The following is a 15844-nucleotide window of genomic DNA, read 5'->3' as shown; positions in this document are numbered from 1 at the left end:
TAGCCCTATGAATTTGTCCACTATCGCTCAGTTTAATCTCCAACGATACCCCAAAACCAACGATCCTTCGTTGCGAGCATGGAATGCGGCAGATGAATATCTTGTTAAATATCTAAGCCAAGCGCTAGCACCCAACGCCAATAGCAAGTCACTAAAAGCAATTATTATTAATGATCAATTCGGGGCACTCACTCTGGCCTTGCGATCCCTACAACCCTTAATTTGGACAGATTCTTACCTTTCGCTACAGGCAATTACACAGAACCTCAAAGAAAACATCGAATCAGTTGATCTAGAAACATTTGTCGACCAACAAAGCGTATCGCTTCAACTGGAAGAGACTGATAAGAGCGTATTCTTGGCCCATGAGAATGGTGATTTATTAACCGATCAATTTGATCTAGTGGTGATGCGCGTACCAAAACATAACAGTTTATTACAACTCCAACTACAAGCGATAAAGCCCTTACTTGGAAACGATACATTAGTCGTTGCCGGAGGTATGACAAAGGAAATTCATAACAGCACTACTCGAATTTTTGAAAACATCATTGGGCCGACAAGAACAACCCTCGCAGAAAAGAAATCTCGGCTAATTATCAGCCAAAATGTGCCCAAACACGTCACACAACTTGATATCGCCAGCTATACAATCGCCGATCAAGGGCTGCAAGCTATCGGCTTACCCGGTGTGTTTTCTCGTGAAAAACTTGACTTAGGTGCGCGAGTTCTAATTGAGTACCTTCCTGATATCGCTTCGAATACGCTGGTTGCTGATGTCGGCTGTGGTAATGGCGTTCTCGGTGCGTTAATGGCTAAAAAACAACCACAATCGCAAATAATACTTTGTGATGAATCAGCGTTAGCGATCCACTCGGCGCGATTAACCTTTGCTGCAAATCGTCTAACCAATGGTTTGTGTTATCATTCTGATGTTTTCGATGCAGTTCCGCAGTCTAATTTCGATTACATTTTATGTAACCCACCTTTTCATCAACAAAACACCCAGACTCTGTCCATTGCAACAAAAATGTTTTTACAATCAGCTGAACGCTTAAAGAGTTCCGGAGAACTCAGAGTTGTCGCTAATAGGCACTTGAAGTATGGCCCCATTTTGCGTCGCTATTTTAAGAAGGTAACAATAATTTCGGACGACAAGCGATTTATTGTTTGGTTAGCGAGAGAACCCAAAAAATGACAAAAATATTTTCAATTTAAACTTGACCATTGACACTAATTTAGCGACATTGGTTGCTCAGTCAGTTAGCTAATTTTTCAGGTTCCCAAATGCGTTTAATTAACCCTAAATTGTTACTTGTCATCGGTTTAATTTCATTCCTAGCGGGATGTACGACGGAAAAACTCAACTTTGGCATCGATCCTGAAATCAGCAGCGTGCAACAATTATCCCGAGGCGTACAACAGATTTCTGTTAGCGTTAACGAGCAGCTTCCGGACAATATTGAAGGTATCAAGAAAGACTTAATCATCGCGAATGGTCCTGACGATCCTGCAGGCGTATTAAGAAATAAGATTCTCGATCAATTGAAAGCTAATCAATTCAGGATTATCAGTAATCCTTTACTCGCAGATCTTTCTCTGAGCTTCACTATCGAAACGCTATATGCCACCGTTGATACAGGTATGTTTAAATCAGAAATAAATGCCGTTAGTCATATTCGAGTTCAGGCAAAAAAACAAGGCAAGACTTTTGAAAAAGTTTATCGAAATACTCGCAAACAAGAGGTCGCTAATCCTGCCAATGAAATCGATGTCACAGGCGTCGTTAACCAAATGTTGACGCAACAAATGACCGCTATATTTACCGATCCACGACTGCTCGCACTCACAAACGGCTGAGTCATTGCTCGCCGATTTATTGACTAAGGAACACCCACCCGTTTAACAAAAAGACCGAATATCTTCATATATGACCGTTTATCGCAACCTGAGAAATCACTTGCGATAAGCGCCTTAAATACCTGACCAAACTGTGAAAAATTTCTCACTTTTTAATTGATCATGGTCCATAATTAACTCGTATTGTTAACACAGAGAGAAAACTATGAAAAAACTACTAGGCGCAGTCACTATCGCGAGCTTGTCAGTATCTTCAGTTGTCCAAGCAGATGTGGCTGGATTTGAAGTGGGTGGCTACCAGTGGACACCTGATTACAGTGGAACAATTTTGTCTAGTACATCTACCGTGGCAGGTTCAACCATCGACCTTCAAAACGACTTGGGATTTACCGACGAGTCGCACAATGTCATATACTTCTCGCTCGAACACCCTATTCCTGTATTACCTAATCTAAAGATTACATCATCAGATTTTGAGAACTCTTCCTCCGGCGTTATTACCCGAGACTTAGTGTTCGGTGGTGAAACATTTTCCGTCAGCGAAAATGTCACTACCGTTATGGATACTTCAAATATGGAGTACACACTTTATTATGAAATCTTAGACAACTGGATTAATTGGGATATTGGTGCAACCATTCGCCAGTATGATGGAGAAGTTGGATTATCGACACCTGCGAACGGCAGTAATCTCAACGAGTCTGAATTGCTTGATTTTACTATCCCACTCTTTTATACCAAAGCACGATTTGATTTACCATTTACCGGATTTTTTATTGATGGTCAGATTAACATCATTAGTTATGATGACGACTCGGTGAGCGACACCATGATTGCTTTAGGTTATGAAAGTGAAATCGGTTTTGGTGCAAGTCTCGGTTACCGCTCTTTTGATTTAGAAGCCCAAGAAGACGATCTTGATGTGGATTTGAAATTCGACGGTACTTATTTCAATCTTTTCTTCCACTTCTAAGGTAAACGTTTCGCAATACCTAGAATAAATCACCAGAGCTAAACATACTTGGTTCTGGTGATAAAATAAACGCCTCTTTCTTTTTCCAATTTCCGCGATTAGAATTGCCTCATGGCTGATATATTGCAAATAAAAAATCTTTCCAAACGTTACGCTAAAACAGTCGCAGTTGATGATATTAGCTTCAATGTTAAACAAGGACAATGCTTTGGCTTGTTGGGTCCTAACGGTGCAGGAAAGACAACAACAATCGAAATGATGGAAGGTATTCTGCCGCCCTCTTCAGGTGAAATTTTATTCGAAGGTAAACCCATCGATAAAAATTATTATCAGAGAGTCGGTATTCAGTTTCAACATACTGCCATTCAAGATTTCTTGACAGTAAAAGAAACCCTATCGATGTTTGCTAACTTCTATAAGCAGTCTTTATCAAGCGCTCAGTTGATTGAAATGTGTGCTTTGCAGGAAATCGTTGACCGCGATACAAGAAAGCTCTCAGGTGGCCAGCGCCAAAGACTATTGCTCGCTTTAGCGATGCTTAATGATCCTAAAATTATCTTCTTAGATGAACCAACCACCGGTCTAGACCCGCAATCACGACGCAACTTTTGGCAACTAATAGATAATATCAAGCGCCAAAACAAAACGGTTTTATTAACGACTCACTACATGGATGAAGCCGAATCCCTTTGTGATGAAATCGTGATAATGGACACTGGAAAAATTATTCAACGAGGTACGCCAAATACGTTATTAAAAGACCATTTTGATGGTGTTTTAGTGACGCTACCGATTAGCATCGAACCAAAGTTAAAAAGCATGCAATTAGACTATTTACGTAATAACCAAGTCGTTGAAATAATGTCCGCAAACGTCGATCAAACCATTAGAACTTTACTCGAAAATGAAGTTCCGCTGGAAGGCATGCAGGTCCGCTCGCCCAACCTAGAAGACTTGTTTATTAAACTAACCGGGCATCAGCTGAGAGGTTAATTATGAATAAATTTTTTGCCATCCTCAATGCTCGAAATAAAGAGTTTCTTCGTGATCGCGCTGCTCTTGCATGGAATTTTGTTTTTCCCGTACTACTGATTTTTGGCTTCTCTTTTATGTTTAATGATGATGCGAGAAGCTTACATAAAGTTGGCGTTCTGCACACTTCGCTAACCAATATCGAATCTATCGATAATCCATTTTTGCAACTCAAACATTTCCAGTTTGTCAGTTATAACGACGAATCTGAGGCCGTTTTAAAAGTTGATCAACATAAGATCGATCTTCTTGTCGATTTTAACAATAAACGGTACTGGGTAAATGAAACCTCTGCCCGAGGTTATATTGTCGAAACGTTATTAACTAACTACTTCCCAAATTTCGACCGTTCGCAAACTTCAGGGAGAGCGATTCGTTATGTTGACTGGGTTATGCCTGGTATTCTGGGGATGAATATGATGTTCAGTTGTTTGTTTGGCGTTGGTTACGTTATCGTCCGTTATCGCAAGAATGGCGTACTAAAACGTTTTCAAGCCACGCCTTTAACTGCTTTTGAATTCTTATCTGCACAAATCGTCTCTCGATTAATCATTGTGATGCTTGTCACCTCAATCGTATTTTTTGGCAGCCACTTACTTTTAGACTTTTATATATTAGGTTCACTCTTTAATCTTCTAATTGTCGGCATGCTGGGCGCTTCTAGTATGATCGCGATGAGTTTATTAATCGCCTCAAAATCTGCGAGTGAAGAGTTTGCCGGCGGGTTACTCAACTTTCTTTCTTGGCCAATGATGCTCTTGTCTGGCGTTTGGTTTTCTTTAGAAGGGGCTCCTGAAGTGGTCAAATCGATTGCTCAGATATTTCCTTTGACACATATGCTCGATGCTGCAAGGGCCATTATGACAGACGGAGTTGGCTTAGCGGCGGTATCCGGTCATTTAATTGTTCTTGCAATAATGACGATAGTTTTCCTCGCTGCCAGTAGCTGGATGTTTAGCTGGGGCAATAATCGAACTTAATCGAATTTTCGCTTTCAGTGAATCGCTAATTTGCTAGCCCAGACCAAGCCTATTTACTCGACTGCTTCGCTACTTCACCATTCTCTTTTAGTGTTAGGTGTTTGTTTAACAGGACAATTAAATATAATACTGGCACGCCCATTAAACTTGCAACGAGAAAGAAATTGGAATAGCCAATATTGTCAACCATACTCCCAGAATAACCGCCGATTATTTTCGGAATTAAAGTCATCAAGGAACTGAAAATAGCGTATTGAACTGCAGTAAACGATACGTTAGTGATACTCGCTAAAAATGCCAAAAAAGCGGCAGTCGCAATACCTGCGGCTAAATTGTCTGCAGAGATTACCAGGTAAAGCATTGCTATGTCATCACCGACATGTGCCAATACCATGAACAACAAATTGGTCAGGATGATTAGAATACTTCCAGCCATTAGAACACGAATGACCCCGAAGCGAATCGAAAATATTCCGCCAATAAAACTACCAATGATCATCATGACAACACCGAAGGTTTTGGAGACAGTTGCGATCTCTGCTTTAGTGAATCCCAAATCTTGATAAAACACCAACGCGATAACGCCCAAAACAATATCGGAAATACGATAAAAACCGACAAAAACAAGCAGCAATATTGAAAGTTTTAAGCCATAACGACTGAAAAAATCCTTAACGGGCAGCCAATAGTTTTCTCTCACCAACTGACGTTCCATCAAGCCGACTTTATTAATTATAAAACCAAATACAATCACGCCAATTGCAGCAAAAATTAACTGAGAGGTTTCCCCTATAAAATTCGCGAGAGGCTTGTTACCGAAGAAATTTGACATGGCTAATTTCCAATTAGCAATCATTTCAGCGGTAGCTAAATAAGAATAAATCAAGACAACAACACAAGCCGCAAAAAAGAGCAAGAAGCGAACATATTGAGCATTAGTGTATTGTGTTTTGAGCGGCTGAAGATTTTCCGGTTCGCGAATAACTAACGTCGTTACAATGCCAATAAGCATAACGGCAGCCATAACATAATAGGTAGTTTGCCAGGCATCGTAGTCATAGCTCTCCTTACTTGAGCCGAGATACCCGGCTAAATAAAGTGCCCCTGCTCCCGAAACGATCATTGCGACACGATAACCGGTAAAATAAGTGGACGATAAAACGCCCTGGATTGAAACATCTGCAACTTCGATGCGATAAGCATCGATGACAATATCTTGAGTCGCGGCAGAAAAACCCAACGCGACCGCCGCAAGCGCCATTATGACAAGCGCTTGTTCACTTGAGAGGGGATTGATACTTCCCATAAAAATAATTGAGCCAATAACCATAAACTGAGCGGTTAATAGCCATCCTCGCCTTCGACCAAGCCACTGAGTCAAAAAGGGAACCGGAATTCGATCAACTAATGGTGCCCAGAGAAACTTAAACGAGAAAGCGAGCCCCGCCCAACTAAAATACGTAACCATTGACTTAGTAATGCCCGCCTCGTTTAACCAGAGCGATAAAGAACTAAAAATCAATGAAAAAGGAATTCCTGCAGAAAACCCGAGAAACAACATCGTCAACACTTGTGGTTTGATCAATAATTGAGCGGTCGTCTTCCAATTCTTTTCAACTGCTGCATCTTTAAGCATTAAGTTTCCCAAAAACACCACTCTCGCGGCATATAACCTTGTATTTTTTCAAATTAATCTTATTCAAGATATACTAACTGTTTAAACGCGTGCGTGACAATTACTGTTTCGATGGAACCACTAAAAATCAACATAATCGGCGCTGGCGCCATTGGTCATTTGTGGGCTAGCTTTTTTAAGCAAAAAAACCAAGACGTCAGGCTTTATGTACGAACGCCTCGTCCATCGACACAACTCAGCGTTGTCTCTCCCTTAGGCGATTTTGAAACTAGCCTAGACTACGACCAACTCGATGATTGGAGAGACTGCGATCTGATTTTAATTTGTGTTAAGGCTCATTGTCTCAGCGAACTCGGTCAAAAACTGCGTTCAAAAGTGATGAATTCTTGTCCAATTGTCCTCATGATGAATGGGCTTGGCCTGGTCGAAATCATGCAAGGTTTTAAATACCAAAACCCGATTCTTCACGCGTCCATTGTACATGGTGCTTTCATCAGTAATGACCAGTTAGTTCATACGGGCAACGGAAAAACAATTCTTGGTAACCTGCACAGTGATTACGCTGGGGAAGAATTTGAGCAAACCATTGAACTTCTCGATTATGTTCTCCCCACCGCGGAGTGGAGTGACGACCACAAGACCAATATGCTGCTCAAGGTGGTTATTAACGCAATAATTAATCCCGTAACCGCACTTTTGGATATCAAGAATGGCTTAGTGGTTGAACAACATAAATTGATTCCCCTCGCCGCTCGGCTACTCAATGAGCTTTCTCCGCTTCTGAGAATAATTCTACCTCAATTCAGTCAAGATGAAATCACGCAACGAATAATACAGGTGGCTGAAAATACTGCTGGTAACTCTTCTTCAATGCGCCAAGATTTACACAAAAAGAAAACCACTGAAATCGACTTTATCAATGGGTATTTAATTGAGCTCGCCACAAAAGAATCTATTGCGCTCAAAGAACATTCTGAAATTGTGAAACAAATCAAAGCCTTAGATTCAAACTAAAACCTAGATCACATTTATTATGAGAAATCCGGTGAAACCGCGGTTCTTCTGATATTCTTAAGTAAATAACAACGATAACAGTACCAACATAAAGAGCTAAAACCCCCATGAACCCAACTAGAATATCGACTATCAGTATTCTCTTAATTGGTGGACTTCTGACGTTGCTTTTAATCAATAGTCAGTCCAGTCAACAAGAATCTCCCTCCAGAGATTTGAGCACCGCGCGAAGCAATGCACAAACGATATCGACAAATATCAACAATGAGTTTACGTCGATTAAGACGGCGCTAGAGTCGTTTTCATTCAGCCCAATATGGCAATCGACTCAAGCAGAAGAATGGTCATTCTCGATCGATGCTCAGCGCGCTTTATATCAAGCCGCTGGACTATCGACTCTCGGCGTTCATTCGAATAAAACAGATGTTATTTATTTTGAAAAACCTTCCCTGCCCGGTCGTTACGGGGAATTAGGGCAACCGCTTAAAAGACTTTATGAAACAGGAGCCACTGTCAGTTTATTGCAAGTTTACAAGAATCAGCCTGCGATCATAATGCTGACGCCAATCAAGTCACTTGAAGGTGAAATTTTAGGTTCTTTAATCGGCATTAAAAATTTGGACAATGAATTTCTAAAAACCATTCATATCGACGCAAAAGTTCCGGTTGCCGTTGTCAACAATGATTCCGTTCAAAGTATAAGTATAGAAACTTCACCGGCGCTTTCCGATTACCAATTAGTCGAAGTTAGCTGGCCAGACTCGGTGAAGTCTTCGTTATGGAAGCTTGTCTTGTTGGTCGAACCAAGTGCAGCAGTATCCATGACTTTAGTGTATGGGATAATCGGTGGTTTGCTGACTCTAGTTTTATTATTTATCGTGATCAAACAAATCAACTCAACACGTAAGTCAATAGAGATACTTAACGACACGATCGATATTCAACTTCCAATCGTCGAACAAATGAACCGGCTGACAACACTGCAAAACCTGACTAACGACCAAAATATGGCAGATACCATCCAGTCTATCCGTCAGCGCCTGGAACAGCTGGTTCAGCAAAAGAAAAGTTTGAGTATTGAAGTCAGAAAATTGCAGGATGCCGAGAAAGAACTCAAAAAAGATGTCACTTTAATTACCAAAGAGCGCGACTCAGTCGCTAATGAACCCAAGTTGAAGTCCGAATTCTTATCCCGAATGGGTGATGAAATCACCACCCCGATGAAATCGGTCGTGAGTATGCTCAAATTACTTTCAGAATACCAATTTGAGCCGGAACCGAAACAACTCCTAAATATTGCTAAGCGTTCCACCAGAACGTTAGTGGACAACCTGAATAATATTTTAGACTTTTCAAAACTTGACGCAGGCATGCTGCAACTGAAAAAGAAGACTTTTAGTGTCAGAGAACTCGTCGATGATCTCTCTTCCGAGCTCTCGCATTTTGCTAATGATAAAGGGCTATCCTTGCAAGCCAGTACTGACCCTGAGGTTCCCAACGAAGTCCAAGCGGATCCCTTCAGAATCCGACAAATTTTAAGAAACTTGCTGGGTAATGCCATTCGTTTCACCAAAGAGGGTGAAGTATCACTATATGCCGATACCATCGAGCAAGATGACCAAAAAATGCTGCGTTTTACCGTTAAAGATACCGGCGTCGGGATGGCGATCGAAGCTCAGAAAGGCTTATTTGACTCGCTTGAACAAACAACTAAACTCACTAATAGCAGTTTTGCTGGTCGGCTCAGATTAATCGTTTCAAGACACTTAACTGACTTGATGGGCGGAGAAATCGGTGTAATTAGTGAGCAGGGCCAAGGAAGTCAATTCTGGTTCACTTGTGAAATCGATTAGCAAACTGACTATTCACAGCGACAAGTCATTGGTCCCTGTGAATACTACTTTGACCGATTCAGTGACCGACTCTTTGAAACCAAAAGCGCCTTATTCAGGCGCTTTTGGTTTAAGCAGACATGATAAACTTACTTCGATACGCACTTGGCGTGAGAGAGGTTATCTTTTGAAAGACTCGTCGAAAAGCACTTGAATCCTCATAGCCTACTTTTTCAATTATTTGTTCCATGTGCATATCAGTGGTTTCTAAATATCTTTTAGCGGCCTCAATACGCAGCCTTTGAAGGTATGACAATGGTGTTTCACCCACTGCTTTTTTAAACCGTCTGATAAAATTTCGCTTGCTCATCGAGGCTACCGCAGCCATATCTTCTAAACTGATGGATCGAGATAGATTGTTTTGAATCCAATCTTGACACTTTGATATGACTGAATCCTTGTGATGGAGCGTTGGAATAAACTGCATGTAAGGTAACTGAGATAGTCGATTATTGTCGACTAACAACACTTTTGAAACTTGATTAGCGATTTGTGCGCCGACTAGCTTTTCAATGATTTTTAGACACAAATGGATATACGAAGTCGTCGCGCCAGCGGTATAAATCCCCTGCTCTTCGACAACTAACTCATTTAAAGTTAAGTGAATTTCGGGAAAGGACCTTCGGAAACTATTAGCAAGCCACCAACTGGTGGTTGCCTTTCTTTCTTTAAGTAACCCACTGGCGGCTAAAACAAACGTTGCCGAACAATACGCACCAATCATCGTCTTTTCATGATGCAGACGGCGAAGCTCAGCATAAACCGTATTTTTACTCTGAATAAACTCAAGAAGCGAGTTCTTCGCACCGTAAAGGTAGGCCGCAATCATCAAGAAATCACAGTCGCTTAGCTCAGCAAGCTTTTCATCGGCATGAATAACGATACCGCTTGAGGTTGTCACGGGTTTTCCATCCTCTGATACTAGCTTAACCCTAAACAAAGGCTCAGCAGCTTCTCCTTCCACGTGCTGCCACACACGGTTAGCCATATTAAATAGATCATGCGGTCCGGTGACACTGCTCGCTAAACAATTGTCGGTCATTAAGATCGCTATTTCTCTCATTTTAATCAAACTCTCACAGGCTATTGTCATTTTCCAATTTGACACTAAAAGCTCGCATTATCGTTGGCTTTTATTGGATGTCACTTTTAACACCATTAAAGTCATTATTGCCACTTCTGTCAAGCCTGATTTGTTCATAAAATAATCATATGCGTACAAACAGACAAAAGGAGCGCTGTATGAATACCAAAGGTAAACTAACCTTGGTCGCGATCGTCGCAACTAAGCTATTGATTTTACTGTATATTAGTTTTAGCTCAACCATGCCAGTTTTTAATCAATTAGTATTAATGCCAATACTGATTCTTGAGACTTTGGGGCTATATGGATACTTGTATGAATGCAGCCTCGCTAAACCGAAAAGCCAAACAGTGCGCATTGCAAGGAGGATTAAACGGCGCACTAATGAATTTGAAATGAAACCCGCGGCGTAATTTTAGAATTGGTTAAAAACTGCCTCAGTCGTTGATAAAACTATGAGTTTAAAAAGGGAGCGTAGTCGCTTAGAAATATCACAGGATAATACCTGTCAGATCTAAACAATTAAGCAAAGATAGCTACAAAATGTCGCTAAAATCAGCGAAAAGAATGAATTAAGCCTACAACTGCAACCAAAATCGATAATGCCAACAACCATTCAATTAGCTCAAATAAGACGTTTAGTTATAGACATAAAAAAAGGCGCTGAGAGCGCCTTTTTTCATAATCGAATCGATTACTTTTTAGTATCAAGCTTTTCTTTGATACGAGCCGCTTTACCGCTTAACTCACGTAAGTAGTAAAGTTTAGCTTGACGAACATCACCACGTCTTTTAACCGTGATGCTGTCAACTAGTGGGCTGTATGTTTGGAATACACGCTCAACACCTTCACCATAAGAGATTTTTCTTACTGTAAAAGCAGAGTTTAATCCGCGGTTTTTAACGCCGATAACAACGCCCTCGAAAGCCTGTAGACGCTCACGGTCGCCCTCTTTAACCTTTACCTGAACAACGACAGTGTCACCTGGTGCAAATTCAGGGATGTCTTTAGTCATTTGTTCCTGTTCCAGTTGATCAATTATCTTACTCATTGTCCACTCCTGGGTTACTTAATCTAATAAATCTGTTTTTTTCAGCGAATAATTCCGCTGAAATTCTTCGAGCAATTGTTGCTCTTTTTGGGTTAAACTTTTTTCAGCGAGTAGCTCTGGTCGCCTTAACCATGTCCGACCCAGTCGCTGTTGTAACCGCCAATCTGCTATCAACTGGTGATTACCACTTAATAATGCTTTTGGCACCTGAGCACCCTCATAAACCTCTGGTCGGGTATAGTGCGGATGGTCTAAAAGCCCATCAGAAAAAGAATCTTCTTCTGCGGAATCACTATGACCTAATACACCAGGCAATAGACGCGTCACCGAATCAATTATTGCCATTGCACCCAACTCGCCACCACTTAGTACGAAGTCTCCCAAAGAAACCTCTAAATCGACATGCTTGTTTAACAAGCGTTCATCGATTCCTTCGTAGCGACCAGCGATTAATATCAAATGCTGTTCTGTGCTCAGTTGCTTCACTAATTTGTGATTCAACTGTTTTCCCTGCGGGCTTAAATAAATCACCTTACCAGGGCATTGATGCTTTACTGACTCAATCGCTTTTTCAAGCGGCTCAACTTTCATCAGCATTCCAGGTCCACCACCGTATGGCCTGTCATCAACTGTTCTATGGCGATCAGATGTGAAATCCCTTGGGTTAACCAAGTCGACATCCACTTCACCATTCTTAATGGCTCGGCCAACGACACCGTGCTCAGTAACCGCAGCAAACATCTCAGGAAACAGACTAATAGCTGTAAATTTGAGTGTTGCTTTAGATGTAATCATCGTCCCAATCAACCGTCATCTGGTTGGCATCAAGGTCGACACTCTTAATCACTGAGTCCATTAAGTAAGGAATCATCAATTCCTTAATCTTTTGACCTTGGGCTTTTTCCGCCGGTAGTTTAACCACCATAACGTCATTAGCACCAGTTTCAATGAGATGTGAAATGCGACCTAACACGTCTCCGTTTAAATCAACCACCTCTAAACCTTCAAGGTCACGCCAGTAAAAATCTTTGGCGCCTAATTTTTGTAATTGAGAGCTCTCGATAGCAATCTGAGTCCCAATCATCGCGTGAGCATCATTCCTGTCGTTTACTCCATCAATTTGAGCAACGATAGTTTTGCCTTGCGATCGCCCGTTAATTAATTTGACGGACTTCCATTCATTTCCTTGCTTTAAAAACCAAGGATTGTATTTGACGATATTGATACGCGGTTCAGTATGTGAAAATACTTTTACCCAGCCTTTAACGCCATATACACCAGTTATTTCACCGATAACAACTGGAGAATCTTTCATTTGGGTTTAAAAAACTAATTAAGCAGCTTTGCTGTCTTTGATTAATTTTTTAACACGGTCGCTCATTTGAGCACCTTGCGCAACCCAGTGATCAACACGCTCGTTATCGACACGAATACGTTCTTCTTGCCCAGTTGCAATTGGGTTGAAGAAACCTACACGCTCGATGAAACGACCGTCACGGGCATTACGCTTGTCGGTTACAACCATGTGGTAAAATGGGCGTTTTTTAGATCCGCCACGTGCTAAACGTATGGTTACCATGCGTTAAAATTCCTCTAAAAACTTAACTATTTACCAGGAAATCAACCACAACTTACCGTCTGGATTGACCCCAGTTCACAAAGGACGCGCATTTTATCCTTAAAAGTGTCATTTGGGAACCCTTTTTAAGGTTAATTTGGCGATTTATGACGGTTTTATTGAAAAATGTAAATGAGCGGCTGGAGTAATTGCCCGAATAAGCGAATTTCGGGCATTTGTGAGTGATTTTTACATCGCTGAATACGGCTTTAATCCAGCGGAAAATGGGGAGAATGCGAGTTATCGCCCCATCGGCGGTAAACCACCACCTGGCGGCATCATTCCTTGCAGACCACGCATCATTTTCATCATGCCACCTTTACCTCGCATTTTTTTCATCATTTTTTGCATTTGCTTAAATTGCTTGAGTAAACGATTTACAGCTTGAATATCGGTACCTGAGCCGTCGGCTATCCGTTTCTTACGAGATCCTTTGATCATATCAGGAAAAGCGCGCTCTTTTGGAGTCATCGAGTTAATGATTGCCTCCATATGAACCGTGGCCTTGTCATTCATTTGATCCTTTGCGGCTTGCGGAATATTGCCCATACCAGGCAATTTATCCATCATGCTGGTTAAGCCACCCATATTTTTCATTTGAACCAGTTGTTCCCTGAAGTCCTCTAAATCAAAGCCTTTACCTTTAATGACCTTTTTCGCAAGTTTTTCGGCCTTATCTTTGTCGACTTTTCGCTCAACTTCCTCAATCAGAGACAACATGTCTCCCATTCCAAGGATCCTTGAAGCAATTCGGTCGGGATGGAAAGGTTCGAGCGCGTCGAGTTTTTCTCCCATACCGATGAATTTAATCGGTTTTCCGGTGATATGCCGAATCGATAGCGCCGCACCACCTCTAGCATCACCGTCGGCTTTGGTTAAGATAACCCCGGTTAAAGGAAGCGCTTCGTCAAATGCTTGTGCTGTGTTAGCTGCGTCTTGCCCAGTCATACTGTCGACAACAAATAAGGTTTCCGCAGGATTGACCGCTGCGTGAAGCGCCTTAATCTCGTCCATCATTTCCTCATCAACCGCAAGACGACCAGCGGTATCGAGAATTAGCACATCGGCAAATCCTTTTTTAGCCGCCGCAATTGCTGATTTCGCAATATCAACAGGCTTTTGATCAGCTTGACTGGGGAAAAATTCCGCGCCAACTTCACTCGCAACTCGCTCCAATTGTGCGATAGCCGCGGGTCGATAAACATCGGCACTGACCACCATTACCGACTTTTTCTCTCGTTCTATTAAATACCGTGCAAGCTTAGCAGTAGAAGTCGTTTTACCAGCCCCTTGCAGACCGGCCATCATAACAACTGCAGGCGGTTTGGCTTTTAGCTCTAATGTTTCATTAGCCGCCCCCATCGCTTTTACCATTTCGTCGTTAACGATTTTGATAAAAGCTTGACCAGGCGTTAAGCTTGACTTGACCTCTTTTCCTAAAGCTCGATACTTTATTTTGGTGATAAAATCTTTGACAACTGGAAGCGCGACATCGGCTTCGAGCAATGCCATTCGCACCTCGCGGAGGGTGGTTTTGATATTGTCTTCGGTAATTCTACCTTTGCCACTAACTTTTTTGAGGACCCGATTTAAGCGGTCACTTAAACTATCAAACATTCAATTTCCTGATATCAAACGATATTTAGTGTTAATAAAACTACATTAACATAAATAGAACTGATCAAGCCATGCTGTAAACTCTGGCGATAAGACCGGCTATTATAGCTAGATTCAACCATGCCACAAGTATTAGCTTAGATTTTCATGACCTCGGCCAAATACAATATTAAACCGCTAATTTATAACGCTTAGGTTATATCACACAGCTATCGATAAAAGGTTTACAGCATTTCAACCGTATCCCATAATAAGCGTAAGATTTTCAAAGGATTAAACGAAATTGGTTCTCGGCCTTTTACAAACGATCAGCTTTCTGCTTTATAGTGGTTTGTTTATTTACACTTGGCATTGTCTAGCCAATAACAAATCACTCGATAACAGGTTAATTATCCCTTATGCTCTAGCAGTCTTGTGTCATGGATACCTTTCTTACCAGCTTATTGATGGTGGAGAACAGCAAAACCTGGGACTGTTTAACATCTTTGTTATGACAACCTGGTTAGCAATGTGCCTTGTCGGTTACAACTTAATTAAACATCAAGCTCACTCTTTGCTTTTGGTGTCCTTGCCTATAGCTGCAGTAAGTATTGCCGAAGCCGCGTTTTTTCAGACGGCAAGTGTTATATCACTGAGTGGAAAACCGCTCAATATTCTGCATATTTTAAGCGGTATCGCCGCGATGAGCATTTTGTTACTGGCGGCGCTTCAATCCATATTAGTGCTCTACTTAGATCGTGGTCTTCGGCAACGACCTGCACACATCCACCCCTGGCTGGGTTCTCTCCAGGGTATGGAAAGATATCTCACCCAATTATTGACAATGGGTTTTATTCTCATGTCAGTCTCTTTGGTGTTAGTGACGCTGCTACCCAACGATCTCAAATCGAGCCAAGCTTTGCATAAAATAGTCCTTACTATCGCCTCTTGGGTAGTACTGGCATTTTTGATGTTTGGCCGCTATGTCAAAGGCTGGCGGGGTGTTTTTGCTGCCAAATGGAGCTTAGTCGGTGTATTTTTGCTGCTTTTAGGTTACTTTGGTAGTAAGCTTGTGCTTGAATTTATCCTCAATTGATCCAATTTACAT

At 41.5% G+C, this 15844-nt stretch carries 16 protein-coding genes; 9 read left to right on the top strand and 7 right to left on the bottom strand.

Translation table 11 applies throughout. From position 1 onward, the window contains the following. Nucleotides 1-7 precede the first annotated feature (7 nt). The 5 genes from FLL45_RS11455 (at nt 8) to FLL45_RS11435 (ending at nt 4845) form a co-directional block, all read left to right on the top strand. Entirely contained in the window at nt 8-1198 is a 1191-nt protein-coding gene (locus FLL45_RS11455; protein WP_142942138.1) for a class I SAM-dependent methyltransferase, read from the top strand. An 89-nt stretch (nt 1199-1287) separates the two neighbouring features. Then, nucleotides 1288-1860, top strand: a complete 573-nt coding sequence (locus FLL45_RS11450) for a YajG family lipoprotein (RefSeq protein WP_142942137.1) — start codon at nt 1288-1290, stop codon at nt 1858-1860. Nucleotides 1861-2065: 205 nt separating this feature from the next. Continuing rightward, entirely contained in the window at nt 2066-2833 is a 768-nt protein-coding gene (locus FLL45_RS11445; RefSeq protein WP_142942136.1) for a TIGR04219 family outer membrane beta-barrel protein, read from the top strand. 111 nt (nt 2834-2944) lie between these two features. Next, nucleotides 2945-3826, top strand: a complete 882-nt coding sequence (locus tag FLL45_RS11440; protein ID WP_142942135.1) for an ABC transporter ATP-binding protein — start codon at nt 2945-2947, stop codon at nt 3824-3826. A 2-nt stretch (nt 3827-3828) separates the two neighbouring features. Then, entirely contained in the window at nt 3829-4845 is a 1017-nt protein-coding gene (locus FLL45_RS11435; RefSeq protein ID WP_210247165.1) for an ABC transporter permease, read from the top strand. Nucleotides 4846-4894: 49 nt separating this feature from the next. Here FLL45_RS11435 and FLL45_RS11430 read toward each other — a convergent pair whose 3' ends face one another. After that, nucleotides 4895-6481, bottom strand: coding sequence for an AmpG family muropeptide MFS transporter (locus FLL45_RS11430; RefSeq protein WP_142942133.1), 1587 nt, complete (start codon nt 6479-6481; stop codon nt 4895-4897). Between the two features lie 111 nt (nt 6482-6592). Between FLL45_RS11430 and FLL45_RS11425 the strand changes: the two genes are divergently transcribed. Together FLL45_RS11425 and FLL45_RS11420 are read left to right on the top strand one after the other, a co-directional pair. Next, nucleotides 6593-7495, top strand: a complete 903-nt coding sequence (locus FLL45_RS11425; RefSeq protein ID WP_142942132.1) for a ketopantoate reductase family protein — start codon at nt 6593-6595, stop codon at nt 7493-7495. A 107-nt stretch (nt 7496-7602) separates the two neighbouring features. Further along, entirely contained in the window at nt 7603-9348 is a 1746-nt protein-coding gene (locus tag FLL45_RS11420; protein ID WP_142942131.1) for a sensor histidine kinase, read from the top strand. A 109-nt stretch (nt 9349-9457) separates the two neighbouring features. Here FLL45_RS11420 and FLL45_RS11415 read toward each other — a convergent pair whose 3' ends face one another. Next, the gene (locus tag FLL45_RS11415; RefSeq protein WP_142942130.1) at nt 9458-10495 is read right to left on the bottom strand and encodes a GlxA family transcriptional regulator; all 1038 of its coding nucleotides are present in this window, start codon (nt 10493-10495) and stop codon (nt 9458-9460) included. A 134-nt stretch (nt 10496-10629) separates the two neighbouring features. On the opposite strand from FLL45_RS11415, the gene FLL45_RS11410 reads away from it, so the two are divergent. Continuing rightward, nucleotides 10630-10884: a hypothetical protein gene (locus FLL45_RS11410; RefSeq protein ID WP_142942129.1), complete on the top strand. Its 255-nt coding sequence runs from the start codon at nt 10630-10632 to the stop codon at nt 10882-10884. 281 nt (nt 10885-11165) lie between these two features. Here the strand turns inward: FLL45_RS11410 and rplS are convergent, their stop codons facing one another. From rplS to ffh, 5 genes are all read right to left on the bottom strand, one after another. Next, on the bottom strand, nt 11166-11522 hold the full coding sequence (rplS, locus tag FLL45_RS11405; RefSeq protein ID WP_142942128.1) for a 50S ribosomal protein L19: 357 nt from the start codon (nt 11520-11522) through the stop codon (nt 11166-11168). Between the two features lie 18 nt (nt 11523-11540). Next, nucleotides 11541-12317, bottom strand: coding sequence for a tRNA (guanosine(37)-N1)-methyltransferase TrmD (trmD, locus tag FLL45_RS11400; RefSeq protein ID WP_142942127.1), 777 nt, complete (start codon nt 12315-12317; stop codon nt 11541-11543). Then, nucleotides 12304-12837, bottom strand: coding sequence for a ribosome maturation factor RimM (rimM, locus tag FLL45_RS11395; RefSeq protein ID WP_142942126.1), 534 nt, complete (start codon nt 12835-12837; stop codon nt 12304-12306). Before rimM ends, trmD begins: the two co-directional genes overlap by 14 nt. Nucleotides 12838-12855: 18 nt before the next feature. Then, nucleotides 12856-13101, bottom strand: coding sequence for a 30S ribosomal protein S16 (gene rpsP / locus FLL45_RS11390; protein ID WP_142942125.1), 246 nt, complete (start codon nt 13099-13101; stop codon nt 12856-12858). A 279-nt stretch (nt 13102-13380) separates the two neighbouring features. Next, the gene (gene ffh / locus FLL45_RS11385) at nt 13381-14757 is read right to left on the bottom strand and encodes a signal recognition particle protein (protein ID WP_142942124.1); all 1377 of its coding nucleotides are present in this window, start codon (nt 14755-14757) and stop codon (nt 13381-13383) included. A gap of 283 nt (nt 14758-15040) precedes the next feature. Between ffh and FLL45_RS11380 the strand changes: the two genes are divergently transcribed. Then, nucleotides 15041-15832 carry a cytochrome C assembly family protein gene (locus FLL45_RS11380; protein ID WP_142942123.1) on the top strand — a complete coding sequence of 264 codons (792 nt, stop codon included), beginning with the start codon at nt 15041-15043 and terminating at the stop codon, nt 15830-15832. Nucleotides 15833-15844: the final 12 nt, after the last annotated feature.

It is taken from the genome of Aliikangiella marina (assembly GCF_007004765.1).
Classification (GTDB): Bacteria; Pseudomonadota; Gammaproteobacteria; order Enterobacterales; family Kangiellaceae; genus Aliikangiella; species Aliikangiella marina.
Note: the sequence above shows the minus strand (reverse complement) of the source record. Positions and strands in the feature narration are given on the sequence as shown.

What these genes read in the sequence shown, in the direction of transcription:
- FLL45_RS11455 (WP_142942138.1), top strand. Translation starts at nt 8, where the DNA reads ATGAATTTGTCCACTATCGCTCAGTTTAATCTCCAACGATACCCCAAA.
- FLL45_RS11450 (WP_142942137.1), top strand. Translation starts at nt 1,288, where the DNA reads ATGCGTTTAATTAACCCTAAATTGTTACTTGTCATCGGTTTAATTTCA.
- FLL45_RS11445 (WP_142942136.1), top strand. Translation starts at nt 2,066, where the DNA reads ATGAAAAAACTACTAGGCGCAGTCACTATCGCGAGCTTGTCAGTATCT.
- FLL45_RS11440 (WP_142942135.1), top strand. Translation starts at nt 2,945, where the DNA reads ATGGCTGATATATTGCAAATAAAAAATCTTTCCAAACGTTACGCTAAA.
- FLL45_RS11435 (WP_210247165.1), top strand. Translation starts at nt 3,829, where the DNA reads ATGAATAAATTTTTTGCCATCCTCAATGCTCGAAATAAAGAGTTTCTT.
- FLL45_RS11430 (WP_142942133.1), bottom strand. Translation starts at nt 6,481, where the DNA reads ATGCTTAAAGATGCAGCAGTTGAAAAGAATTGGAAGACGACCGCTCAA.
- FLL45_RS11425 (WP_142942132.1), top strand. Translation starts at nt 6,593, where the DNA reads ATGGAACCACTAAAAATCAACATAATCGGCGCTGGCGCCATTGGTCAT.
- FLL45_RS11420 (WP_142942131.1), top strand. Translation starts at nt 7,603, where the DNA reads ATGAACCCAACTAGAATATCGACTATCAGTATTCTCTTAATTGGTGGA.
- FLL45_RS11410 (WP_142942129.1), top strand. Translation starts at nt 10,630, where the DNA reads ATGAATACCAAAGGTAAACTAACCTTGGTCGCGATCGTCGCAACTAAG.
- rplS (WP_142942128.1), bottom strand. Translation starts at nt 11,522, where the DNA reads ATGAGTAAGATAATTGATCAACTGGAACAGGAACAAATGACTAAAGAC.
- trmD (WP_142942127.1), bottom strand. Translation starts at nt 12,317, where the DNA reads ATGATTACATCTAAAGCAACACTCAAATTTACAGCTATTAGTCTGTTT.
- rimM (WP_142942126.1), bottom strand. Translation starts at nt 12,837, where the DNA reads ATGAAAGATTCTCCAGTTGTTATCGGTGAAATAACTGGTGTATATGGC.
- rpsP (WP_142942125.1), bottom strand. Translation starts at nt 13,101, where the DNA reads ATGGTAACCATACGTTTAGCACGTGGCGGATCTAAAAAACGCCCATTT.
- ffh (WP_142942124.1), bottom strand. Translation starts at nt 14,757, where the DNA reads ATGTTTGATAGTTTAAGTGACCGCTTAAATCGGGTCCTCAAAAAAGTT.